Annotated in this window: 22 protein-coding genes; 11 read left to right on the top strand and 11 right to left on the bottom strand. The window is 59.6% G+C overall.

Annotated features, from left to right (window positions below; all coding sequences use genetic code 11):
• The first annotated feature begins 130 nt into the window (after positions 1 to 130).
• Entirely contained in the window at positions 131 to 466 is a 336-nt protein-coding gene (locus J5M73_RS05010) for a DUF2025 family protein (protein WP_102860665.1), read from the top strand.
• Between the two features lie 46 nt (positions 467 to 512).
• On the opposite strand, the gene J5M73_RS05005 is transcribed toward J5M73_RS05010, so the two are convergent.
• Positions 513 to 836 carry an antibiotic biosynthesis monooxygenase gene (locus J5M73_RS05005; protein WP_102860666.1) on the bottom strand — a complete coding sequence of 108 codons (324 nt, stop codon included), beginning with the start codon at positions 834 to 836 and terminating at the stop codon, positions 513 to 515.
• The gene (locus J5M73_RS05000) at positions 833 to 1,552 is read right to left on the bottom strand and encodes a CTP synthase (protein WP_102860667.1); all 720 of its coding nucleotides are present in this window, start codon (positions 1,550 to 1,552) and stop codon (positions 833 to 835) included. Before J5M73_RS05000 ends, J5M73_RS05005 begins: the two co-directional genes overlap by 4 nt.
• Before the next feature lie 41 nt (positions 1,553 to 1,593).
• On the opposite strand from J5M73_RS05000, the gene J5M73_RS04995 reads away from it, so the two are divergent.
• Entirely contained in the window at positions 1,594 to 2,508 is a 915-nt protein-coding gene (locus tag J5M73_RS04995) for a LysR family transcriptional regulator (protein WP_180988510.1), read from the top strand.
• Positions 2,509 to 2,515: 7 nt separating this feature from the next.
• Here J5M73_RS04995 and J5M73_RS04990 read toward each other — a convergent pair whose 3' ends face one another.
• From J5M73_RS04990 to J5M73_RS04975, 4 genes are all read right to left on the bottom strand, one after another.
• Positions 2,516 to 3,055 (bottom strand): DUF1003 domain-containing protein, encoded by a 540-nt coding sequence (locus tag J5M73_RS04990; protein WP_102860668.1) that lies wholly within the window; start codon positions 3,053 to 3,055, stop codon positions 2,516 to 2,518.
• 88 nt (positions 3,056 to 3,143) lie between these two features.
• Positions 3,144 to 4,463 carry a PAS domain-containing methyl-accepting chemotaxis protein gene (locus tag J5M73_RS04985; protein ID WP_102860669.1) on the bottom strand — a complete coding sequence of 440 codons (1,320 nt, stop codon included), beginning with the start codon at positions 4,461 to 4,463 and terminating at the stop codon, positions 3,144 to 3,146.
• Positions 4,464 to 4,820: 357 nt separating this feature from the next.
• Positions 4,821 to 5,891 (bottom strand): diguanylate cyclase, encoded by a 1,071-nt coding sequence (locus J5M73_RS04980; RefSeq protein ID WP_102860670.1) that lies wholly within the window; start codon positions 5,889 to 5,891, stop codon positions 4,821 to 4,823.
• Positions 5,892 to 6,063: 172 nt separating this feature from the next.
• A complete protein-coding gene (locus J5M73_RS04975; protein WP_102860671.1) occupies positions 6,064 to 6,672 on the bottom strand; it encodes a TetR/AcrR family transcriptional regulator in 609 nt (202 codons plus the stop codon).
• 203 nt (positions 6,673 to 6,875) lie between these two features.
• On the opposite strand from J5M73_RS04975, the gene J5M73_RS04970 reads away from it, so the two are divergent.
• Both J5M73_RS04970 and J5M73_RS04965 read left to right on the top strand, forming a co-directional pair.
• A complete protein-coding gene (locus tag J5M73_RS04970) occupies positions 6,876 to 7,934 on the top strand; it encodes an MBL fold metallo-hydrolase (protein ID WP_207166402.1) in 1,059 nt (352 codons plus the stop codon).
• Positions 7,935 to 8,021: 87 nt separating this feature from the next.
• Positions 8,022 to 8,579 (top strand): AAA family ATPase, encoded by a 558-nt coding sequence (locus J5M73_RS04965; RefSeq protein ID WP_102860673.1) that lies wholly within the window; start codon positions 8,022 to 8,024, stop codon positions 8,577 to 8,579.
• Here J5M73_RS04965 and J5M73_RS04960 read toward each other — a convergent pair.
• Together J5M73_RS04960 and J5M73_RS04955 are read right to left on the bottom strand one after the other, a co-directional pair.
• Positions 8,561 to 8,878, bottom strand: coding sequence for a transcriptional regulator (locus tag J5M73_RS04960; RefSeq protein WP_102860674.1), 318 nt, complete (start codon positions 8,876 to 8,878; stop codon positions 8,561 to 8,563). The genes J5M73_RS04965 and J5M73_RS04960 overlap by 19 nt on opposite strands.
• Positions 8,879 to 8,984: 106 nt before the next feature.
• Positions 8,985 to 9,776, bottom strand: a complete 792-nt coding sequence (locus J5M73_RS04955; protein WP_102860675.1) for a helix-turn-helix transcriptional regulator — start codon at positions 9,774 to 9,776, stop codon at positions 8,985 to 8,987.
• A 113-nt stretch (positions 9,777 to 9,889) separates the two neighbouring features.
• Here J5M73_RS04955 and J5M73_RS04950 point away from each other — a divergent pair, with 113 nt between their 5' ends.
• A complete protein-coding gene (locus J5M73_RS04950; protein ID WP_102860676.1) occupies positions 9,890 to 10,708 on the top strand; it encodes a sulfite exporter TauE/SafE family protein in 819 nt (272 codons plus the stop codon).
• A gap of 228 nt (positions 10,709 to 10,936) precedes the next feature.
• On the opposite strand, the gene J5M73_RS04945 is transcribed toward J5M73_RS04950, so the two are convergent.
• The 3 genes from J5M73_RS04945 to J5M73_RS04935 all read right to left on the bottom strand — a co-directional run bounded on the left by J5M73_RS04945 (position 10,937) and on the right by J5M73_RS04935 (position 14,348).
• Positions 10,937 to 11,917, bottom strand: coding sequence for a hypothetical protein (locus J5M73_RS04945; protein ID WP_102860677.1), 981 nt, complete (start codon positions 11,915 to 11,917; stop codon positions 10,937 to 10,939).
• 169 nt (positions 11,918 to 12,086) lie between these two features.
• Complete coding sequence (locus tag J5M73_RS04940; RefSeq protein WP_011062780.1) at positions 12,087 to 13,334, bottom strand: ribonucleotide-diphosphate reductase subunit beta; 1,248 nt, start codon at positions 13,332 to 13,334, stop codon at positions 12,087 to 12,089.
• A gap of 750 nt (positions 13,335 to 14,084) precedes the next feature.
• A complete protein-coding gene (locus J5M73_RS04935; RefSeq protein ID WP_016968107.1) occupies positions 14,085 to 14,348 on the bottom strand; it encodes a DUF2790 domain-containing protein in 264 nt (87 codons plus the stop codon).
• A gap of 411 nt (positions 14,349 to 14,759) precedes the next feature.
• Here J5M73_RS04935 and acs point away from each other — a divergent pair, with 411 nt between their 5' ends.
• The 6 genes from acs (at position 14,760) to J5M73_RS04905 (ending at position 21,484) form a co-directional block, all read left to right on the top strand.
• Positions 14,760 to 16,715: an acetate--CoA ligase gene (gene acs, locus J5M73_RS04930; protein WP_016968106.1), complete on the top strand. Its 1,956-nt coding sequence runs from the start codon at positions 14,760 to 14,762 to the stop codon at positions 16,713 to 16,715.
• 613 nt (positions 16,716 to 17,328) lie between these two features.
• On the top strand, positions 17,329 to 18,105 hold the full coding sequence (locus tag J5M73_RS04925; protein ID WP_102860678.1) for an ABC transporter substrate-binding protein: 777 nt from the start codon (positions 17,329 to 17,331) through the stop codon (positions 18,103 to 18,105).
• Positions 18,106 to 18,197: 92 nt separating this feature from the next.
• Complete coding sequence (locus tag J5M73_RS04920; protein WP_016968104.1) at positions 18,198 to 18,887, top strand: ABC transporter permease; 690 nt, start codon at positions 18,198 to 18,200, stop codon at positions 18,885 to 18,887.
• Positions 18,884 to 19,582 carry an ABC transporter permease gene (locus J5M73_RS04915; protein WP_102860679.1) on the top strand — a complete coding sequence of 233 codons (699 nt, stop codon included), beginning with the start codon at positions 18,884 to 18,886 and terminating at the stop codon, positions 19,580 to 19,582. Before J5M73_RS04920 ends, J5M73_RS04915 begins: the two co-directional genes overlap by 4 nt.
• A gap of 1 nt (position 19,583) precedes the next feature.
• Positions 19,584 to 20,696 (top strand): succinylglutamate desuccinylase/aspartoacylase family protein, encoded by a 1,113-nt coding sequence (locus J5M73_RS04910; protein ID WP_102860680.1) that lies wholly within the window; start codon positions 19,584 to 19,586, stop codon positions 20,694 to 20,696.
• A gap of 23 nt (positions 20,697 to 20,719) precedes the next feature.
• Positions 20,720 to 21,484, top strand: coding sequence for an ATP-binding cassette domain-containing protein (locus J5M73_RS04905; protein WP_011062773.1), 765 nt, complete (start codon positions 20,720 to 20,722; stop codon positions 21,482 to 21,484).
• Positions 21,485 to 21,560: the final 76 nt, after the last annotated feature.

The raw sequence follows: 21,560 nt of genomic DNA, 5'->3' as shown, positions 1-21,560 counted from the left end.
TTCCGGTGCTTTGCAGTACTCTTGGGCGCTGCAGTTTCCCCATCAGAGGGAAGCCTGAAAACAGCTCCTTCCTTGCCTCGCGTGTAGACCATCGATCACCCGTCCCATGGGACTTACAGTGAGGTTTACCATGAGCATCACCTCCGAACTCATCTGTCAGGCTGCCGATCAGCTCAAGGGCTTTGTCGGCTTCAATCGCAAGACCGGTCGCTACATCGTGCGTTTCAGCGAAGACTCCTTCGGCATGGATGTGGCGGATGACGCCATAGTGCCGGCCAATGAATTTGTCTGGGCACCGGTTTCCGATCAGGCCATGAGCCTCAAGCGCGAGCAGATCCAGTTGCTGCTGGATCAGAACATCGACGACCGGATCAACATCAGCGAACCGCTGCGGGTCTACATGCGTCGCAGCGATCTACCGGAAATCCAGGCGGTGCGCAGCCTGCTGTCGACCGCCCAGGGATGATCCGCGCTTGCCCTGAACCGCATCCGGAGCGGTTCAGGGCCTTGCTTCAAATGCCGAAGCTGTAGGCCCGCTCCACCTTGCTCACCCGGGTATGAAAGTAGCGGTACCAGTCGTTGCGACCACGCTCGCGGATGGCGCGGTGTTCGGCCTGTTGTTTCCAGGCCAGGATCGCCGCCTCGCAGCTCCAGTAGGACACGGTGATACCGAAGCCATCCTCGCCCCGGGCTGATTCGACCCCAAGGAATCCCGGTTGTTGGCGAGCCAGCTCGACCATGCGTTCGGCCGCCCGGTCGTAGGCGGGATCGGTTTGGCGGCGCTGGGAACTGAAGATCACTGCGTAATAGGGTAGGGCGGGCGTCTGGTCGATCATCCTTGTGCCTCCAGGCAGGCGTTGAGCAGGGCTGTGACCAGGGGCGGTGTGCGGCCTTGGAGGGCCGCGCGCTCGGGCTGGAACAGTGTGGCGACGAAGAATGGATGGCCGTCCAGTTCCACGGCGCGCAAGTCGCCGTCACTGTCGTGGCCAGCAGGGCGCAAGGCGCCGCTGAGCAAGGGGCCGGCAAAGTCCGGATTGACCCCATAGCGGCAGCGATAACCTTCCTCGATGCTCTGGGTGCCGTAGGCCTGGGCGATCCGGCTGCCGCTGTGCAGCTGGATTCGGTCGCGGGCTTCCACCAGGGCGCAATTCAAGGGAGTGAGCACCGCGCGCTGGGCATGGGGGTTGATCTCGCCGTGCTCGGCGTCGTTCCAGCCCAGTACGTTGCGGGCATATTCCAGCACCGCGTGCTGAAAGCCGCCGCAGGTGCCGAGGAAGGGCCGTTGCTGTTCCCGGGCGACGCGTATCGCCAAGAGGGCACCGTCGATGTGGCGGTAGGGACTGCCAGGCACGCACCAGATTCCGTCGAAGCCTTTGAGCTGTTGCTCGTGGATCAGTCCCGGCGTGGCCAGCCACTGGTAGTCCACCCTGACCCCGCTATCGGTCGCGGCGCGTTCCAGGGCCAGGGGAATGGCCTGGTGTGCGGTGATCTGTGGGTCGTGATCCCCCACCAGGGCGATGCGGATGGTGACGGTAGATCGGGCTGTGTGCATGTGGCCTCTCTGACTTGTCGACTGCCTGGAGCCACTATAGATTGGCGATCACGCAATCAATATTGGCGTTTGCCCAAGTGATCAATGCAGCCGCGCACTATCAGCTGGACTATCCCGACCTGTCACTGATTCTCGCCCTGGTCCGTGGCGGCTCCCTGGCTCGCGCCGCGGCTCTGCTCAAGGTGGATGTTTCCACGGTGTTTCGTGCCGTGCGCCGGCTGGAGGCCGGGCTCGGGCAGCAACTGTTCGACAAGAGCCGCGCCGGCTATCTGCCCACCAGCCTGGCCCAGGCTCTGGCACAGCAGGCCGAACAGGCGGAGCAGGCCCTGGAGGCCGCGCGGATCGGCGTGGCCCAGGGAGGAGAGGTGATCAGCGGCACAGTGCGCCTGACCTGCACCGATTCGGTGTTGCAGGGCCTGCTGCTGCCGGCCCTGGCGCAATTCATGCCGAACTACCCGGCGCTGGTGATCGAACTCTGTACGTCCAATGATTTCGCCAACCTCAACCGGCGTGATGCGGACATTGCCCTGCGTCTGACCGCGACACCGCCGGAACATCTGGTGGGGCGCTGCCTGGGGGCGGTGTCGTATCGGCTGTGCGCAAGCCCGGAGTACAAGCTACGGGTGGATTGCAGCGACCTGTCGAAGGTGGCCTGGATCGCCCCGGATGATTTTCTCCCCGACCATCCCACCGTAGTCTGGCGCCGTCAGCGCTGGCCTGGCGTGCAGCCCAGCTACCGCTGCAACAGCATGCTCGCGGTGAGCGAACTGGTAAGGGCCGGCCTCGGCGTTGCAGCCTTGCCGGATTTTCTCATGGGCGCTGGTGGTCTGGAGGCGTTGAGTGAACCTCTGGGGCATGACACGGCGCTGTGGCTGCTGACCCGTCCGGATTGCCGGGCCCTGCGTTCGGTGGTGACCCTGTTCGATGAACTGGCGCGCCATCTGCGCTGGCCATGAGCAAGGCTCAAGGGTGGGGCTGATCCTTGCGCACAAAGTGTGCGTGCATCTCGCTGGTGAGGTTCTCGATGCGTTCGGTCAGTTGCTTGGTCATCTCCGTGAGACGGGTGTTCTGCTCCAGCAACTCCAGCAGTTGGCGGGCGGTCTGCGCGGCCTGGGCCTGGCGTTCGCTGTTGGCGATGGCCAGGGCTTCGCGGTGTTGGGCGTCGGCGTCCGATTGGGCCTTGTCCCGCGCGGCCTGGCGGGTCTGGGCCAGGAGGATCAGCGGTGCGGCGTAGGCTGCCTGCAGGCTGAAAGCCAGGTTCAGAAGGATGAAGGGGTAGACGTCGAACTGGGTCACGCCAGTGAGGTTGAGGGCAATCCAGATCACTACGATCAGGGTCTGTGCACCGAGAAAGGTCGGGGTACCAAAGAACCGGGCAAAGGCTTCGGCCTTCAGGGCAAAGGCGTCGTTGCCAAAGGTTGGTGCCAGGTGGGCGTGGGCGCGGTGAAAGCGCAGGTGGTCGACGATTGGGGTGGTTTTTTCCGGGGTGTCGCTGGAACTCATGATGGCCTCCGCCAAGCGCTGGAACGTCAGGCCACTATAGCCACCCTGGCCGGGCCCGACGTCGTTATCGACGCCGGGAAAACCACCCTCAGAGCACGTTGCGCTCGTTGGCAAACATGCTGACGGCTTGTACCGCGTCACTGGCGCCATCGCGAATCTGCAGGATCACCGTCCCGGCCTGATCCGCCAGTTGCACGCCCTTGGCAGCTCGTTCACGAGTGCCGTCCATGCTCTTGATCGCTTGCTGCGTTTCGTTCTGGATCATGTCGATCATGCTGGAGATTTCCGCCGTCGAGCCGCTGGTGCGCGCCGCCAGTTGCCGGACCTCGTCGGCCACCACGGCAAAACCTCGTCCCTGCTCCCCGGCACGGGCGGCTTCGATGGCCGCGTTGAGGGCTAGCAGGTTGGTCTGATCGGCAATCGCGCGAATGGTATTGACGATGGCGGTGATCTGCTCGGAACGTTCGCCGAGGTGGGCAATCAGCGAGGAGGAGTCCTCGATGTTATGGGCGATCTGGCGCATTTCGCTGGCCGCCTGCTGGATCACTTCTGTTCCTTGTTCGGCGACTTTCCGGGTCTGCACCGAGATGTGATAAGCCTGGCTCGCACTCTGGGCATCCTGCTCGTGCTTCTCCACCTGCAGAGTCACGTCGGCGGCGTACTTGACCACCTTGCACAGGCGTCCGCTGGCGTCATAGACCGGGTTGTAGTTGGCTTCCAGCCACAGCGTGCGCCCGTGCTTGTCGATCCGCTCGAAGCGGCCGTTGAAGAACTCCCCCCTGTTCAGGCGATTCCAGAAGTCCTGGTAGGCGCTGCTGTTGACCAGCTCGGGTTTGCAGAACATCCGGTGATGCTTGCCCTGGATCTGGGCCAGGCTGTAGCCCATGCGGCTGAGGAAGTTGGCATTGGCACCGATGATGCTGCCGTCCAGGTTGAACCCGATGACCGCCATGGCCCGGTCGATGGCCTCCAGTTTGTTCCGGGCCTCGACTTCCTCTTGCACCCTGGCGGTGACGTCAAGGGCATATTTGACCACTTTGTACACCGTACCGGAGGCATCGCGGATCGGGTTGTAGCTGGCCTCCAGCCACAGGCTCTGGCCGGTGGCGCCGACCCGCTCAAAGGTGCCGGACTCGAACTGGCCGTTGTTCAGGCGGGTCCACAATTGCTGGTAATCGGCGCTGCGAGCGTATTCCGGGAGGCAGAACAGTCGGTGAGACTGGCCGATCACCTGGTCTTGCCGATAGCCCAGGGTCTTCAGGAAGTTGTCGTTGGCTCGGAGCACCGTGCCCTGCAGGTCAAACTCGATCACCGCCATGGAGCGGTCGATGGCCTCCAGCAGACGGGATTGTTCGACGATGGTCTGGTTCAGGGAATCGATGGTCTTGTTGTGACGGTTGAATAGCATGTTGGCAGGTGCTCTGTGGGAGAAACGTCGCGTCGATCCCTATGGAGTGCGCCGGTATGCCGAAAGCTCCCCGGCGATCGGCATTATCTGCTCAATGTCAGCGTTCCATGACTGACAGATAATTTCGCAGCGGTGAAGCGGGCGACATTTCGGGCGAACGTCGCTGGCCGCATCAAGAGGAGACGTAACGGCTGCGAATCGATTTAGTTGGGTTGGATGACTTTGCTGGCAGCGGTGCCGAAGGCGTTATCCGCTGCTGCAAAGTGGCGGCATTATGATGTCAACCACGAAGAAAAATCCAAATAAACTTATACAAAAGTATTTTTTACTTTCTTTTTGTATAAGTTTTAACGGTTTTTATGCCATTTGCGCGTGCGAGAAATGGGCTTCGCTGTCATTGCTGGCGGTGCGGTTGCGCCCGTTGTTCTTGGCCAGATACAGGGCCTTGTCCGCCGCATCGAGCCAGCTGGCAGGGTCGGGGAAACTTGAGTTGAAAGCCGCCAGACCGATACTCAGGCTGACTTTCAGCTCCTGTACCTCTGGATGCTGGTACTGGTTGAACACCTGGCGCAGGCGCTCCATTACATCCAGGGCCTGTTGCCGGCTCATGCGTGGCAGGATCACGCAGAACTCGTCGCCACCGTAGCGGCCGGCGAGATCGTCATGGCGCAGGTTGCGCCGCAGTTCATTGCTCAAATGGCGCAGCACCGTATCGCCGACAATATGCCCGTAGGTGTCGTTGATCGCTTTGAAGTGGTCGATGTCGATCAGGGCGATGCTGGCTTCCATCTGCTGTTGCTGGCACTTGTGGAACTTGATGTGCAACAGGTCTTTCCACGAGCCGTGGTTGAGCAGGCCAGTGAGGCTGTCGGTGCGGCTCAGGGCGCTGAGGGCACGCTTGTGTTCGGACAGTTTGATCGCCAGTCGATAGCAGACCATGCCCACTGCGAGGGGGTAGAGGGTCAGCATGGGCAGGCAGGCATAGATTTGCAGCGGGCTGATCTGGGTACTGAAGGCGGCCCCGAACAGCGCCCAGGACAGCAGTATCCCTGCACATTGGGCCAGGCCGCCACGAATGAACAGGCGCAAGCCACCTGCGGCGACATTGTTCATGCACATCATCGAGAGGATGGTGACTGCCGGCAGGGGATTGAATTGCATGGTTGCCGCCCAGAATCCCCCCAGCAGCGAGTCATATAACAGGTTGCGGCGTTCTGCCCGGTAGGGAAAACCAGAACGGGTCGAGAGCTGATACGCCAGATGGGGCCAGATCAGGCCATTGAACAGCAGTAGGGCCCATACCCAGTCAGGCGGGGCCAGGGGGTAAATTGCAGCCAGGACACTGATGCCGCCGATACTCAGGCCGATGATCCTTGGCCAATAGATGCGCCGGGCAAATGACAGCCCCTTGCCGCGTTGGTTTTCCATAAATTCGTGCACCGGATTCTGTACTGAAACACTTTGTGGTGTTTTTTGCGGCTTGGCCGTTTATCGGATCAGTCTGGTGAATATTGTCATTTATTCCAGTGGGAATAATCAGTGTCCTTCGAAGCCATTTAACAGTGGCCGGGAACGTTGCACGACGGGAGCGCAAGCTGGCTCAGGCTTGGTAGTGGGCCAGGAACATGTCCAGTGCCGATTCGATGACCCGGGTCTGCATGTCTGCTGTCAGGGGCGGCTGGCCCATGGTGATCTGCGGCCAGAAGGCAAAGCTCTTGATCAGCCCGTGCATCTGTTGCGCGGCGAACTCCGGGTCCAGGGGCTTGAGACGGCCATCCGCCAGGGCCCCGCGGATCCACAGGGTCAGGCCTTCTTCCCGTTCGCCGAGTCGTTCCACCATGTTCTGTGCCCGCTCGGGGGAGTGAATGGTTGCGGCGATGGCGACTCGGGCCAGGTCGAGGAAGTTGTTGTCGGCTAGCAGTTGCAGCTTGGCGCGCAGAACGTTTTGCAACTGCTCGCGCAATGGCTGGTCGCTGCGGTAGCTGACTTCCGATTGGGCGCTGGTGCTGTTCCAGAGCTTATGCAGAATTTCGGCGAATAACTCTTCCTTGCTGGGGAAGTGGTTGTACACCGTGCGCTTGGAAACCCCGGCTGTCGCGGCAATCTTGTCCATGCTGGTGATCTCGAAACCGCTGGCGCGGAATTCGCTGATCGCTGCCTGGATGATGGCGTCGCGTTTAAGGTCGGTGAGGCGCTTCGGAGCTGTCATAAGTCGGGTTCGGTCAGGGTCGGCGTAGAAATCAGTCGGCAGTCTACTTCGTCTTAATTCTGTTGCAATGCAGAAACTACACTGTGTAGTGTAGCTTTTCTTGAAAACGATGATTGGCGGCTGATGCTTGCGTGCCTTGGCCAGTAGATCGTCCCGCAGAACAACGTCGGAACCTGCCGCGTTCCAATGGAGTCATTTCAATCATGGCCACTGTTTCGTCCAGCGTCACCCGCGCTCCCCGCCAGGAAACCTCCCGCCAGGAGCAGGGCGCCTTTCGTAACCATGCTCCGGTACGTCGCGCCGGTTTCGGTAAAACCCTGCAGATTTTCTGGAACATGCTGTTCCACAAACCGCGCAATACCCGTCCGGCCGGTGCCATACCCGTCCAGCCGCTGACCCGTGAGCAACTGCAGGCGGCTCCCAATCACAGTGTGTTTCGTCTTGGGCACTCCACGGTGCTGTTGAAGATGCGCGACAAGTTCTGGATCACTGACCCGGTGTTTGCCGAACGTGCATCCCCGGTGCAATGGGCTGGTCCGAAGCGTTTTCACCAGCCCCCCATCAGTCTGGAGGCGCTGCCCGAGATCGAGGCGGTGATCCTCTCCCATGACCATTACGATCACCTGGACCACCAGACAGTACTGGCCCTGGCAGGCAAGACCCGGCACTTTCTCACCCCGCTGGGAGTGGGAGACACCCTGATCAAATGGGGGGTACCAGCGGCCAAGGTCCGGCAGCTGGATTGGTGGCAGGGCTGCGAAGTCGAGGGCATCCGCTTTATCGCTACGCCGTCGCAGCACTTTTCCGGTCGCGGGTTGTTCGATGGCAATCACACCTTGTGGGCGTCCTGGGTGATGATCGACGCAGCGACGCGGATCTTCTTCAGCGGCGATACCGGCTACTTCGACGGCTTCAAGCGCATTGGCCAGCAATACGGGCCCTTTGACCTGACGCTGATGGAAACCGGTGCCTACAACGTCGAATGGCCCCATGTACACATGCAGCCGGAGCAAACCCTGCAAGCTCACATCGACCTGCAAGGTCGCTGGTTGCTGCCGATCCATAACGGCACCTTTGACCTGGCCATGCATGCCTGGCATGAGCCCTTCGACCGTATCCTGGCCCTGGCTTGGGAGCGCAGCATCACTATCACTACGCCGCAGATGGGTGAGGCCTTCAACCTCGCACAACCTCAGCGCGGCGGAGCCTGGTGGCTGGAGGTGGAAGGCGCCTCGGAACAGGCGGCTGTCGAGTCTGCGTAATCCTGCCTTGATCCATGTGTGTCAGGTCGGCAAAGACAGGCCGAGGCTGTGAAACCTGTTGGATGTCCGCTCTGAGGGAGCAGTGTCATGGCTTACAGAATTCATATCTTCGGCGCATCCGGTTCCGGGACTACAACTTTGGGTCGGGCCCTGGCCGAGCGCTTGTGCTGCAAACACTTCGACTCCGATGATTTTTTCTGGCAACCCGGCGCCAAGCCTTTTAGTTGTCGGCGTCCCCGTGACGCACGTATCCATATGCTGCAAACCCAGGTGTTGACGGAGCCGGACTGGGTCCTGTCCGGCTCCCTTTGTGGTTGGGGAGATGTGCTGATCCCCAGTTTCACTCTGGCGGTCTTCGTGCAATTGGACCCTGAGGTTCGCTTGCAGCGCTTGCGTGCCCGGGAATTCCAGCGCTACGGCGAGCAGATTTTCGAGGGGGGCGAACGCTACGTCGCGACCCAGACTTTTCTCGCCTGGGCCGCCGGCTACGATGAGGGTGGCCACGGAACCCGCAGTCTGCGGCGCCATGAAAGCTGGATCAAAAACCTCGACTGTCCGCTCGTTCGCCTGGATTCGACCCAGCTTTCAGTAGCGGATTTGTGCGGGCAACTGCTCAAGGCACTGGATCACTCGATCATTGCGTAGTCAGGGCGTTCCATGGGGTTGGGAGTCGCGCCCTTGATATTCATGCCGCGGCCCGGAGCGAAGCCGGGAAAGAACACCAACCCTTGAGCTTCAAGGCAGAACGCCAGTGCCAGGCGGGTCACGTCACGCACCTCGTAGCCGGCTTCGAAGCGCTGGATAGCTTGCACCGAGACCGCGGATTCACGGGACAGTTGATCCATGTCCCAATCCAGCATGTCCCGGGCCTGGGCACAGTGCTGCGGAGTGAATTGATAAAGGGCGATACGTTCCAGGGTGATTTTCATCGCTAGAGAGGCCATGGTTTTCTCCGGGAGGTTAGGCTGGAAGTTGGCTTGGTACTGGTTATTTGTACAGTTGTTTGATTCCCGGATCAAACTGATTTTTGCTCTCTGCCCGCGCCTTTGGTCACAAGGTTTTTCCCGGGATCGGGTCCGTCCTGTTCAGGTAGGTACTGGGGGACTGTCCCAGCACCCGGCGGAACATGGTGGAGAATGCCCCGGGGCTGTCATAGCCGAAATCCAGGGCGATGCGTGTCACTGACTCCGCGGCTGCCAACCGCGCCAGGGCCAGGATCACGCAGGCTCGTTGTCGCCATTGAATGAAGCTCATACCCGTTTGCTGGCGGAAGACGCGATTAAACGTGCGCAGGCTGACGTGCAACCGATCCGCCCAGTGCTCCGGGGATTGGTGAATATCGGGTTGCCCGAGAAAGGCCTGGCACAACTCCAGTAGCGGGCCATCAGCCGGCAGAGGGATATGCAGCGGTAGCGCCGTGCTGCGTCGCAGTTCATGCAGCAGCAGGTCGACCAGCAATCCGTCACGCCCGCCCTGATCGTATTGCAGGGGAATCTCTACGGCCTCCAGGAGCAGTTGGCGTAACAGCGGTGAGACGCTGACGACTCGACAGCCGCTGTTATCCAGGGGCGCCGCGGCAGGTTCGATATACAGGCTGCGGGTACTGACCCCGAGCATCAGCACCTCATGTTCCACCTCGGGTGGAATCCACACCGCATGTTGCGGTGGCACTACCCAGTTGCCCTGATCGGTGCCCACCTGCATGACTCCGGTAGCGCCATACAGCAGTTGTGCCCGCCGATGACGGTGACGAGGCAGGCGTTGGCCGTCGGCATAGTCGGTGCCGATGGCCAGTACCGGACGCGGTGTCTGATCCAGTTGATCGATGGAGATATTGCGCATGCCGAGTCGTTCCGTGTTTGGCGTAAACGCAAATATTATTGGCTGACTTGCTGAAGTCGGCCAAGCGGTGAAGCTCTATCGTCCAGCTCTTGTGCAAAGACGAGCGTGGTCCGATGTTCTATCTACTGCTGGCACTTTTTGGTTGCATGACGGGTATCAGCGCCGTGCTGTTCGGCTTTGGCGGCGGATTTGTAGTGGTGCCGCTGCTGTACTGGATGCTGCTGGGCAGCCAGGGGGCGGACTCGGCAGCAGGGCAGTCGGCGATGCATGTCGCGGTGGCTACCTCGACTTGCGTGATGATCGTCAATGCCCTGGTCGCTAGCCGTCGACACCATCAGGCGGGCAATCTTGTTCGCCACTACCTGTGGCCGCTGGGGGGCTATATAGGGCTGGGGGCTATCTTGGGTGCGGCAGCGGCCATGTGGGTCAGTGGCGAAGTGCTTCGCTATGCCTTTATCGCCTACCTGGGAATCACCGTTGCTGACTGCCTGCTGCGACGTGGTTTTCTTGAACCGTCTCAAGGGCAGGAGGCGCGTCTTCTTGGAGTCCGCGAAACGCTCTTTGGCGGTGTAGGAATAGGTGTAGTCGCCACCTTTCTCGGCGTAGGCGGCAGTGTCATGACGGTGCCCCTATTGCGCCGTTGCGGTTTGTCCATGACCCAGGCCACCGCAATGGCCAATCCTCTGAGCGTGCCTGTGGCGTTGGCGGGAACGGTCACCTACATGGCCCTGGCCCGTTTCAGCTCGTTCGATCTCGGCCCCTGGTTTGTCGGTTATGTCGACCTGCTGGCGTTCTCGGTACTGACCCTCGGCTCGTTGCTGGGCATCCGCCTGGCCACTTCCTGGATTGGCAGAATTCCCGACCGCGTACATGCAAGGGTGTACATCGGTCTGTTGTTGCTGGTGTTGTTCAGCATGTGTGTGAAGGGCTAGGAGCGTCACGCTTGGTGGCTCGATTGTCCTTGTCCGCAGATCCATAATTGCCCGCTGCTGAATGCTGGCTCTGGCTTGGCTGACCGTGTTTTCGGCTTTTTCATACAAGGGAGCTTCCATGTTCAACGGATTGATCCAATGCACAGCCGACGGCTGGCAGGGGCGGTGGTCAGGAAGCATCCGGGGGCCTTGGCCCTGGAGTTGCCCAAGCGGTGAAACCGTAGGGGGCTATTTTGCTTCCAGGCCCGGTGCCTCGCGAATCACGAAATGGTCCAGGTTCTCGATGTTGGCGCTGAACACCCCGAAGGTCGCTTCGGGGTTTTTCTTGCTCGGCACCTGCTTGAGTGTCGGGGTGACACCGTAGAAGAAACAGTACAACTCGCGCTGGCTGTCGATGGCGCTCTTGATCTCTTCGAGGAAGGCTTTGCGCTTGCGATAGTTGTCGATCAGTTTCTTGCTCAGGTAGACGTTGACTGAATAAGGCTTCTTCTTGGCTTCTCCCTCTTCCTTGAACCAGACCTTGTGCTCGAAGTCGATGCGAAAGCTCTGGGTGTAGTCCTTGATTTCCTTGATCTTGCCCCAGTAGATCAGCCCCTTGTTATCCAGCAGGTACTCGATCTTCTTGAAGAACGAGGCGTAGGACGCGGTGTGTTCGCCAATCTTCAACGGCATGCGCTTGAGCAGTTCCTTGTCGTCGATATTCGACACGAAGCATTCCACCGGGTGAGCGAAGACACAGGTCTTGTCTGGGGTTGTATCGCGCCCGGCGTGGGGCATTTGCAAGCTGGCAGGCGTCACTGGCGGATTGTTTCCAGGTGTCTGCGGCGCTGCTGTCGGGTTGGCCGGTCGCCGCAGGTATTCGCGGCGGGTCAGCAGCAGCTCCGAAGGGAAGTGTTCCTCGCGATCATCCTCGACTGCAGCCCCTTCGATGCTGCCGGGGCTTTTGCTGATCCCGTAAGGGCAGCCTTCTATATGAAGAGTGCTGGGCAGGTTCTTGAAATGCGGAGTGCGGATGTAATTGACGTTCTTGGCATTGAAGGTGCCCAGCTGATTGGCGGCATCGAACGCTGTGCGACAGTCGTCATTGGGGCACTGGAAGCTTTCCTTGGCCGAGTCGAAGACCAGGGTTTCATCGAAGTTCAGATCCCGCACGTCATAGATCGACAACTTTTCGTCGAGGCTGATGCAGTAGGCGGTATCGAATTTCATGAGCGCTTTGATCCTTAAGCGGGGGAGTGGACTTTATATCGGCAGGTCTTGGAGCCTGCACGTACTTTAATGAGCCGGGCCTTGTAGATGAAGCAGGTGCGGATTTGCGCGGCCAATAAAAAAGCCCTGACCAAGTCAGGGCTTCTTGTTTGTTTTATCGATCCGGGAATCAATCCCAGCTCAATGCACCGCCAGTCTGATACTCGATCACGCGGGTCTCGAAGAAGTTCTTCTCTTTCTTCAAATCCATGATCTCGCTCATCCATGGGAACGGGTTGGTGGTACCTGGGTACTCTTCCTTCAAACCGATCTGCGACAGGCGACGGTTGGCGATGAACTTGAGGTAGTCCTCCATCATCGCCGCGTTCATGCCCAGTACGCCGCGCGGCATGGTATCGCGAGCGTATTCGATTTCCAGTTGGGTGCCCTGGAGAATCATCTGGGTGGCTTCTTCCTTCATCTCGGCATCCCACAGGTGCGGGTTTTCGATCTTGATCTGGTTGATCACGTCGATGCCGAAATTCAGGTGCATGGATTCGTCGCGCAGGATGTATTGGAACTGCTCGGCGACACCGGTCATCTTGTTGCGTCGGCCCATGGACAGGATCTGGGTGAAGCCGCAGTAGAAGAAGATGCCTTCCAGGACGCAGTAGTAGGCGATCAGGTTGCGCAGCAGTTCCTTGTCGGTGTCGACGGTGCCGGTTTCGAACTTCGGATCGGAGATCGAACGGGTGTACTTCAGGCCCCAGGCAGCTTTCTTCGCGACCGAAGGAATCTCGTGGTACATGTTGAAGATCTCGCCTTCATCCATGGCCAACGATTCGATGCAGTACTGATAGGCGTGGGTGTGGATCGCCTCTTCGAACGCCTGGCGCAGGATGTACTGGCGGCATTCCGGGTTGGTGATCAGGCGGTACACGGCCAATACCAGGTTGTTGGCAACCAGGGAGTCGGCGGTGGAGAAGAAGCCCAGGTTGCGCATGACGATGCGACGCTCGTCGTCGGTCAGGCCTTCCGGGTTTTTCCACAGGGCGATGTCGGCGGTCATGTTGACCTCTTGCGGCATCCAGTGGTTGGCGCAGCCGTCAAGGTACTTCTGCCAGGCCCAGTCGTACTTGAACGGTACCAGCTGGTTGAGGTCGGCGCGGCAGTTGATCATGCGCTTTTCGTCAACGGCGACACGAGCGGAAGAGCCTTCCAGTTCAGCCAGGCCTTCGGCGATATCGAGCTGGTCCAGGGACGCCTTGGCGCGGGCCACGGCAGCGGAGTCGCTGGCAGTCACGGCGCGTGCTTCAAGAGCGGCGGCACCACCGGCGCTGTCGAGGCGGTCCATGTTGGCTTCGGTAGCGTGGCCGGCGTTAGCGCCTTTGACTGCAACTTCGCCTTCTTCTTTGTCGAATTCGTCCCAGCTCAGCATGACGTGTCGTCTCCTGCTTGAGGGCCAGATGCCCGTGTGAAAACAAAAGGGTTGGCTTTTCACACGGCGCTACTGGCCGCGTTAAATCATTGGAAATCGTTTGTTGCAGCAGTGAACGCAGGCAATAAACAGAAATACGTGCTCGGGTGCCTTGAAGCTGCTGTCGGGCGGAACTGAGGGTGTCGGCTCCGGCGCGGGATTCAGCAGGTCGTTTTCATCCGGTAAGGGAATGTTGCGGGCCCGTTTTGAGGACGCATTATAAGGATATTTTCAGGGCCGTGGGGCGACCGATGGGCGCAGGCGGGCCCAAGAAGGAGGGGGACTGAGAGCAAAGCGCGGGTTTACAAGGCTTTGGCCGTTGAAGATTTTTTTTCAGGCTCGAAAAAAATATCTTCAAGTGGCCAAAAAATAGCCAATTTTACTAGATGTTGTGTTTTTGCAAGCCTTTTTCAGGTTTTGAACACAACTCGAATCGTCCGGTTTTGTCACTGAAAATCTCCTGGCAGAGGTCTTCAAGGTCGGCGGGATTGCCCTCGCCGAAGTCGTCAGCCAAGAGGCTTAGAAGGTCGTTGGCAGTGCCATGAGCAGGCCATCAATCACGGCAGGAAAAGTGCGTGCGATTGCCGTACTCGCACGTCGTCAAGGTGAAGCCTTTCACTACCCTTGGGTGGGTCGTTGTCGGGCATCTTTGCCGCAAGAGGGATTTCTTGCGGCCGGCAGTCATCAAGGTCTATGCAATGAACTTGGCTATTAACCGTTAGAACAACCGTTGCCCATTACGCGGTATTGAAGAATATGCCGCTGACCGTGGGAGTCTTCATATTCCATGCGCGCTGGTACAACTTCGCATACTTCTGGAACTTCGCTCATGGAGATAACTTTGGCGATATCCAGGTCAGTGGAGTAAGTGTATTCCTCAACCGGTACTTGCTGCTGGGCGACATCAGTCGGGATCTCATCAGCCATCGCGGTAACGCACAGACTGCTGAGGGCCAGAACTAATAAAGCTTTCATTTGCGTTTTACCTTTCTAAGGTCGTGTGGGGTCACGCAGCCTTTGTGGGGCTGCGTGTGGAACTTGAGTAGAAGTTTGATTAACTGCCTTCGTGGGGGCTGCAACTTGGTTAATCAGATTGCCTGTTTGGCGAGACGGATTTTAGGCCCGGGGCCGGCGGCCATATAGGCGTACTTTTGATAAACACCTTTGACAGTTTTTGTAACAATCCCCGAAAAAGGCCTGTCTGCTGGTCTGTTTGAACATTTTTATCCGCGGTGAATATCGCTGTAAGCAGCGTTCTTGAAGGGTTGCGGCAAATATCGGGGTATTTCGCAGGGGGTTGTTACTACCATCGTCGAATGGTTCTATAGGCGCCCCCCGGCTACAACGGGGTCATACAAAAACAACTATGTCACCGAGGTAAGAAAGATGAGTGCGGCTTCTCTGTATCCCGTTCGTCCCGAGGTTTTGGCCAATACGCTGACTGACGAGGCGACCTACAAGGCCATGTACCAGCAGTCGGTCGTGAACCCGGACGGTTTCTGGCGCGAACAGGCCAAGCGTCTCGACTGGATCAAGCCTTTTACCACGGTGAAGCAGACCTCCTTCGACGACCACCACGTGGATATCAAGTGGTTCGCCGATGGCACCTTGAACGTCTCCTACAACTGTCTGGATCGCCATCTCGCCGAACGTGGCGATCAGATCGCGATCATCTGGGAAGGCGACGATCCTTCCGAAAGCCGCAACATCACCTACCGCGAACTGCATGAAGAAGTCTGCAAGTTCGCCAACGCCCTGCGCGGCCAGGACGTGCACCGCGGCGACGTGGTGACTATCTATATGCCAATGATCCCCGAAGCGGTGGTGGCCATGCTGGCCTGTACCCGTATCGGCGCGATCCATTCGGTGGTGTTCGGTGGCTTCTCGCCTGAGGCGCTGGCCGGTCGCATTATCGACTGCCGTTCGAAAGTGGTGATCACTGCCGACGAAGGCATCCGGGCCGGCAAGAAGGTGCCGCTCAAGGCCAATGTCGACGACGCCCTGACCAACCCGGAAACCAGCAGCATCCAGAAAGTCATCGTGTGCAAGCGCACCGGTGGCGACATCAAGTGGAACCAGCACCGCGACATCTGGTACGAAGACCTGATGAAAGTGGCCGGCAGCGTCTGTGCTCCGAAAGAGATGGGTGCCGAAGAAGCGCTGTTCATCCTTTACACCTCTGGCTCCACCGGCAAGCCCAAGGGCGTGCAGCACACCACTGGCGGTTACTTGCTCTATGCGTCGCTGACCCATGAGCGGGTGTTCGACTACCGTCCGGGCGAAGTCTACTGGTGCACCGCCGACGTCGGCTGGGTCACCGGCCACACCTATATTGTCTATGGCCCCTTGGCCAACGGCGCCACCACTGTGCTGTTCGAAGGTGTGCCCAACTACCCGGACGTGACCCGGGTGGCGAAGATCGTCGACAAGCACAAGGTCAATATCCTCTACACCGCTCCGACCGCGATCCGCGCCATGATGGCTTCGGGCACCGCTGCCTGTGAAGGCGCCGACGGCAGCAGCCTGCGCCTGCTGGGGTCGGTGGGCGAGCCGATCAACCCGGAAGCCTGGGATTGGTACTACAAGAACGTCGGCCAATCCCGTTGCCCGATCGTCGACACCTGGTGGCAGACCGAAACCGGCGCCACCCTGATGAGCCCGCTGCCGGGGGCGCATGCCCTGAAGCCGGGTTCCGCAGCACGTCCGTTCTTCGGCGTGGTCCCGGCCCTGGTAGACAACCTGGGCAACATCATCGAAGGCGCGGCCGAGGGCAATCTGGTGATCCTCGACTCCTGGCCGGGCCAGGCGCGGACCCTGTACCGCGATCATGATCGTTTCGTCGATACCTACTTCAAGACCTTCCGTGGCATGTACTTCACGGGTGACGGCGCGCGTCGCGATGAAGACGGCTACTACTGGATTACCGGCCGCGTGGACGATGTACTCAACGTGTCCGGGCACCGCATGGGGACCGCCGAGATCGAAAGTGCCATGGTCGCTCACCCTAAAGTTGCCGAAGCGGCGGTGGTGGGCGTGCCTCACGACATCAAGGGCCAGGGCATCTATGTCTATGTGACCCTCAATGGCGGCGAAGAACCGAGCGAAGCCCTGCGTCTGGAGCTGAAGAATTGGGTGCGCAAGGAGATCGGTCCGATCGCCTCGCCGGATGTCATCCAATGGGCGCCGGGCCTGCCGAAAACCCGATCCGGGAAGATCATGCGGCGAATCCTGCGCAAGATTGCCACGGCGGAGTACGACGGTCTGGGCGATATCTCCACCTTGGCCGACCCAAGTGTGGTGCAGCATCTGATTGATACCCACAAGACCATGAACGTCGCCTGAGGCGGGTTCCGAGTCATCCAGCCCCGCCCGGCCTTGTGCCGGGCGGGGCTTTTTTGTGGCCACGTGATGCGCCGGCAAGCTGATTGCTGCAGGGCTGCGTGGTTGTTGCAGGGGGGTGGCTTGTCAGCGAAGAGGGGCGAATAAATATCGGATATTTCCGGCGAGCGCATACGAATGTTACCGGTGTTGCCGAAGATGTAACCCCGAGCTCACTTTCGGGGCAAAGGGAAACGCCCGGCCCTATTCCGGGGCCTTTTATACCCTTACAAAAAATAAGTCATCACGCTGCGCTTGCCGGAATAGAAGGCTTTGCGAATAATAGGCCCGCAATTTGCAACATAGATCGGTTTACTGTCTTTTGCTCTTGCATAGATTTGAAGAGCTGTCAATGTGCTGCCCCGGCATTCTCAATGCTTCTGTAATTTGTTGTCGCATTGAGGAAATATCGGCTTCCAGCCTGTCGTTAGAATGCCGGTCACTCGCTCGTCGCTGCCTGTGTGTGAGTCCTCTGCGGAGTTCCCGGGACGCAGCGCGGCAATTCAGGTTTCACCCATTCGCATATTGGGCTGTCGCTCACTCTGCCGTTTTCGCCCTTTACCGATGGAGTTCTAAGATGAAGAAACTCGTGCTTCTTGGCGCCCTGGCACTGTCCGTGCTGTCCTTGCCGACTTTCGCCGATGAAAAGCCGCTGAAAATTGGTATCGAAGCGGCTTACCCTCCGTTTGCCTCCAAGGCGCCGGATGGCAGCATCGTCGGTTTCGACTACGACATCGGCAATGCCCTGTGCGAAGAGATGAAGGTCAAGTGCGTATGGGTCGAGCAAGAGTTCGATGGCCTGATCCCGGCGCTGAAAGTGCGCAAGATCGACGCCATCCTCTCGTCCATGTCGATCACTGACGATCGCAAGAAGTCCGTGGACTTCACTAACAAGTACTACAACACTCCGGCCCGTCTGGTGATGAAGGCCGGTACCCAGGTCAGCGATGGCCTGGCTGAGCTCAAAGGCAAGAATATCGGCGTACAGCGTGGCTCGATCCACGAGCGTTTCGCTCGTGAAGTCCTGGCGCCGCTGGGTGCACAGATCAAGCCTTACGGCTCGCAGAACGAAATCTACCTGGATGTGGCGGCCGGTCGCCTCGACGGCACCGTGGCGGACGCTACGCTGTTGAATGACGGTTTCCTGAAAACCGACGCCGGCAAAGGCTTCGCCTTCGTCGGTCCGGCTTTCACTGATGTCAAATACTTCGGCGATGGCGTAGGGATCGCTGTGCGCAAGGGTGACAAGGCCGATCTGGACAAGATCAACGCTGCCATCGCTGCCATTCGTGAGAATGGTAAGTACAAGCAAATCCAGGACAAGTACTTCGACTTCGACATTTACGGCAAGTAAGACCGTCGAAACAGTCAGTCCGAGATGGCGCAAGCAGCAGAATCTCTGAAGTTTGCGCCATTTTTTCATCCCAATTTTCGAGGACCTGAATCATGTTGAAAGGCTACGGGGCTGTCATCCTCGATGGCGCTTGGCTGACGCTTCAGCTCGCCTTGTCGTCCATGGCCCTGGCCATTGTTCTGGGTCTGATCGGGGTCGCGTTGCGCCTCTCGCCGGTGCGCTGGCTGGCCTGGCTCGGCGATCTGTATTCCACGGTGATCCGTGGCATTCCCGATCTGGTGCTGATCCTGCTGATCTTCTACGGCGGCCAGGACCTGCTGAACCGTGTGGCGCCGCTGCTGGGCTACGACGATTACATCGACCTCAATCCGCTGGCCGCCGGTATCGGCACCCTGGGTTTCATCTTCGGTGCCTACCTGTCGGAAACCTTCCGTGGCGCCTTCATGGCGATTCCCAAGGGGCAGGCCGAAGCGGGCATGGCTTACGGCATGAGCAGCTTCCAGGTGTTCTTCCGGGTGATGGTGCCGCAGATGATTCGCCTGGCGATTCCCGGCTTCACCAACAACTGGCTGGTGCTGACCAAGGCTACCGCGCTGATTTCGGTGGTGGGCCTGCAAGACATGATGTTCAAGGCCAAGCAGGCGGCAGACGCCACTCGCGAGCCTTTCACCTTCTTCCTCGCAGTGGCGGCCATGTACCTGGTAATTACCAGTGTTTCGTTGCTGGCATTGCGTCACCTTGAGAAGCGCTACTCGGTAGGCGTAAGGGCGGCTGATCTATGATCTTCGACTACAACGTCATCTATGACGCCTTGCCGCTGTACTTCAGCGGCTTGCTGACCACTCTGAAGCTGTTGGCACTGTCGCTGTTCTTCGGTTTGCTGGTGGCCTTGCCCTTGGGTTTGATGCGGGTGTCCAAGCAGCCATTGGTGAACATGAGCGCCTGGCTCTACACCTATGTAATCCGTGGCACGCCGATGCTGGTGCAGTTGTTCCTGATCTACTACGGCCTGGCCCAGTTTGAAGCGGTGCGTGAGAGTTTCCTCTGGCCCTGGCTGTCCAGTGCGACCTTCTGTGCCTGCCTGGCCTTTGCCGTCAACACCAGCGCCTACACCGCAGAAATCATCGCCGGCAGCCTCAAGGCCACGCCTAACGGTGAGATCGAGGCGGCCAAGGCCATGGGCATGTCGCGCTACAAGATGTATCGCCGCATTCTCCTGCCATCGGCCCTGCGCCGGGCTCTGCCGCAGTACAGCAACGAAGTGATCATGATGCTGCAGACCACCAGTCTGGCCTCCATCGTGACCCTGATCGACATCACCGGCGCGGCGCGCACGGTCAACGCGCAGTACTACCTGCCGTTCGAGGCCTATATCACTGCGGGTGTGTTCTATCTGTGCCTGACGTTCATCCTGGTGCGCCTGTTCAAGCTGGCCGAAGGCCGCTGGCTGCGCTACCTGGCACCGCGGAAGCACTGATATGCAGCGTATCGATCATCCATTGCCCTGGAGCCACCTGGGCAGCGAACGCAGCATCTCGGTGTTCCGTTTCGGCAGTGGCGAGCGCAAGGCCTATATCCAGGCCAGTCTGCATGCCGACGAGTTGCCCGGCATGCGCACCGCCTGGGAGCTGAAGAAGCGCCTGGCCGAACTGGAAGCCGAGGGTGCCCTCAACGGTGTTGTCGAGCTGGTGCCCGTGGCCAATCCGCTGGGGCTGGGGCAGTTGCTGCAAGGCAATCACCAGGGGCGTTTCGAGGCCGGCAGCGGCAAGAACTTCAACCGCGACTTCGTCGAGTTGAGCGGGCCTGTGGCCCAGCGCCTGGAAGGGCGCCTGGGGGATGATCCTCACGCCAATGTGCGCTTGATCCGTCAGGCCATGAGCGAAGTGCTGTCCGAATTACCGCCGGCCGCCAGCCAGTTGCAGGGCATGCAGCGGGTGCTCCTGAGTCATGCCTGCACGGCGGATGTGGTGCTGGACCTGCATTGCGATACCGAGGCGGCGCTGCATATGTACGCCTTGCCGCAGCATTGGCCGCAGTGGCGCTCCCTGGCGGCGCACCTGGATGTGAAGGTCGGGTTGCTGGCGGAAGATTCCGGTGGCAGCTCGTTCGATGAGGCCTGCTCGCTGCCCTGGTTGCGTCTGTCGCAACAGTTTCCCGAGGCGCAGATCCCCCTGGCCTGCCTGGCCACCACTCTGGAACTGGGCGGTCAGGCCGACACCGGGCGGCCTCAGGCTGAGGCGCATGCCGCTGGCATCCTGGCGTTTCTCGCCGAGCAGGGGCTGATCGCTGGTGAGTGGCCGGCGCCCGGGCGTGAAGCCTGTGAAGCCATGCCGTTTGAAGGCACCGAATTGCTGTATGCGCCGCACCCCGGCGTGGTGAGCTTTCTGCGTCCGGCCGGTAGCTGGGTGGAAGTGGGCGAACCGATTTTTGAAGTGATTGATCCCCTATCCGATCGGGTCAGTACGGTGTGTGCTGGCACCAGCGGCGTGTTGTTCGCCGTTGAGCGGCTGCGTTATGCCCAACCCGGTTTCTGGCTGGCCAAGGTGGCGGGGCGCGAAGCGCTGCGTCACGGGCGCTTGCTCAACGACTGACTGTTTTTGTGAGAACCGACCGCATGTACAAACTTGAAGTCCAAGACCTGCATAAGCGCTATGGCAGTCACGAAGTGCTCAAGGGTGTGTCCCTGAAGGCCGCAGCTGGCGATGTGATCAGCATCATCGGCTCCAGTGGCTCGGGCAAAAGTACCTTTTTGCGCTGCATCAACCTGCTGGAGCAGCCCCATGCCGGCAAGATCCTGCTGAACAACGAAGAGTTGAAGCTGGTGGCCAACAAGGATGGCGCGCTGAAGGCCGCCGATCCCAAGCAGTTGCAGCGCATGCGTTCGCGCCTGTCGATGGTGTTCCAGCACTTCAACCTGTGGTCGCACATGACCGCCATTGAAAACATCATGGAAGCACCGGTGCATGTGCTGGGTGTGTCCAAGGCTGAGGCTCGCGAGAAGGCCGAGCATTACCTGGCCAAGGTGGGTGTGGCGCACCGCAAGGATGCTTACCCGGGGCACATGTCCGGTGGTGAGCAGCAGCGCGTGGCTATCGCCCGGGCTCTGGCCATGGAGCCGGAAGTCATGCTGTTCGACGAGCCGACCTCGGCCCTGGACCCTGAGCTGGTGGGTGACGTGTTGAAGGTCATGCAGGCCCTGGCCCAGGAAGGCCGGACCATGGTGGTGGTGACTCATGAGATGGGCTTTGCCCGTGAAGTCTCCAACCAGCTGGTGTTCCTGCACAAAGGCGTGGTGGAAGAAAGCGGCAACCCGCGGGAAGTGCTGGTGAACCCGCAATCAGAACGTTTGCAACAATTCCTCTCCGGCAGCCTCAAGTAATAGCTGCCGTTATGCACCAAATTAGGTCATGCTGCGCACCGCGCGCCAGATGGTCTAACTTGGTGCTGCCGCCCTT

The sequence above is a fragment of the Pseudomonas sp. 50_B genome, assembly GCF_017491625.1.
Taxonomy (GTDB): Bacteria; Pseudomonadota; Gammaproteobacteria; order Pseudomonadales; family Pseudomonadaceae; genus Aquipseudomonas; species Aquipseudomonas danubii.
The sequence above is the reverse complement of the archived record's forward strand: the minus strand, read 5'-3'. Positions and strand labels throughout refer to the sequence as shown.

Excerpts from the sequence above, each read along its gene's own strand:
- J5M73_RS05010 (WP_102860665.1), top strand. The coding sequence starts at position 131 with ATGAGCATCACCTCCGAACTCATCTGTCAGGCTGCCGATCAGCTCAAG.
- J5M73_RS05005 (WP_102860666.1), bottom strand. The coding sequence starts at position 836 with ATGATCGACCAGACGCCCGCCCTACCCTATTACGCAGTGATCTTCAGT.
- J5M73_RS05000 (WP_102860667.1), bottom strand. The coding sequence starts at position 1,552 with ATGCACACAGCCCGATCTACCGTCACCATCCGCATCGCCCTGGTGGGG.
- J5M73_RS04990 (WP_102860668.1), bottom strand. The coding sequence starts at position 3,055 with ATGAGTTCCAGCGACACCCCGGAAAAAACCACCCCAATCGTCGACCAC.
- J5M73_RS04985 (WP_102860669.1), bottom strand. The coding sequence starts at position 4,463 with ATGCTATTCAACCGTCACAACAAGACCATCGATTCCCTGAACCAGACC.
- J5M73_RS04980 (WP_102860670.1), bottom strand. The coding sequence starts at position 5,891 with ATGGAAAACCAACGCGGCAAGGGGCTGTCATTTGCCCGGCGCATCTAT.
- J5M73_RS04975 (WP_102860671.1), bottom strand. The coding sequence starts at position 6,672 with ATGACAGCTCCGAAGCGCCTCACCGACCTTAAACGCGACGCCATCATC.
- J5M73_RS04970 (WP_207166402.1), top strand. The coding sequence starts at position 6,876 with ATGGCCACTGTTTCGTCCAGCGTCACCCGCGCTCCCCGCCAGGAAACC.
- J5M73_RS04965 (WP_102860673.1), top strand. The coding sequence starts at position 8,022 with ATGGCTTACAGAATTCATATCTTCGGCGCATCCGGTTCCGGGACTACA.
- J5M73_RS04960 (WP_102860674.1), bottom strand. The coding sequence starts at position 8,878 with ATGGCCTCTCTAGCGATGAAAATCACCCTGGAACGTATCGCCCTTTAT.
- J5M73_RS04955 (WP_102860675.1), bottom strand. The coding sequence starts at position 9,776 with ATGCGCAATATCTCCATCGATCAACTGGATCAGACACCGCGTCCGGTA.
- J5M73_RS04950 (WP_102860676.1), top strand. The coding sequence starts at position 9,890 with ATGTTCTATCTACTGCTGGCACTTTTTGGTTGCATGACGGGTATCAGC.
- J5M73_RS04945 (WP_102860677.1), bottom strand. The coding sequence starts at position 11,917 with ATGAAATTCGATACCGCCTACTGCATCAGCCTCGACGAAAAGTTGTCG.
- J5M73_RS04940 (WP_011062780.1), bottom strand. The coding sequence starts at position 13,334 with ATGCTGAGCTGGGACGAATTCGACAAAGAAGAAGGCGAAGTTGCAGTC.
- J5M73_RS04935 (WP_016968107.1), bottom strand. The coding sequence starts at position 14,348 with ATGAAAGCTTTATTAGTTCTGGCCCTCAGCAGTCTGTGCGTTACCGCG.
- acs (WP_016968106.1), top strand. The coding sequence starts at position 14,760 with ATGAGTGCGGCTTCTCTGTATCCCGTTCGTCCCGAGGTTTTGGCCAAT.
- J5M73_RS04925 (WP_102860678.1), top strand. The coding sequence starts at position 17,329 with ATGAAGAAACTCGTGCTTCTTGGCGCCCTGGCACTGTCCGTGCTGTCC.
- J5M73_RS04920 (WP_016968104.1), top strand. The coding sequence starts at position 18,198 with ATGTTGAAAGGCTACGGGGCTGTCATCCTCGATGGCGCTTGGCTGACG.
- J5M73_RS04915 (WP_102860679.1), top strand. The coding sequence starts at position 18,884 with ATGATCTTCGACTACAACGTCATCTATGACGCCTTGCCGCTGTACTTC.
- J5M73_RS04910 (WP_102860680.1), top strand. The coding sequence starts at position 19,584 with ATGCAGCGTATCGATCATCCATTGCCCTGGAGCCACCTGGGCAGCGAA.
- J5M73_RS04905 (WP_011062773.1), top strand. The coding sequence starts at position 20,720 with ATGTACAAACTTGAAGTCCAAGACCTGCATAAGCGCTATGGCAGTCAC.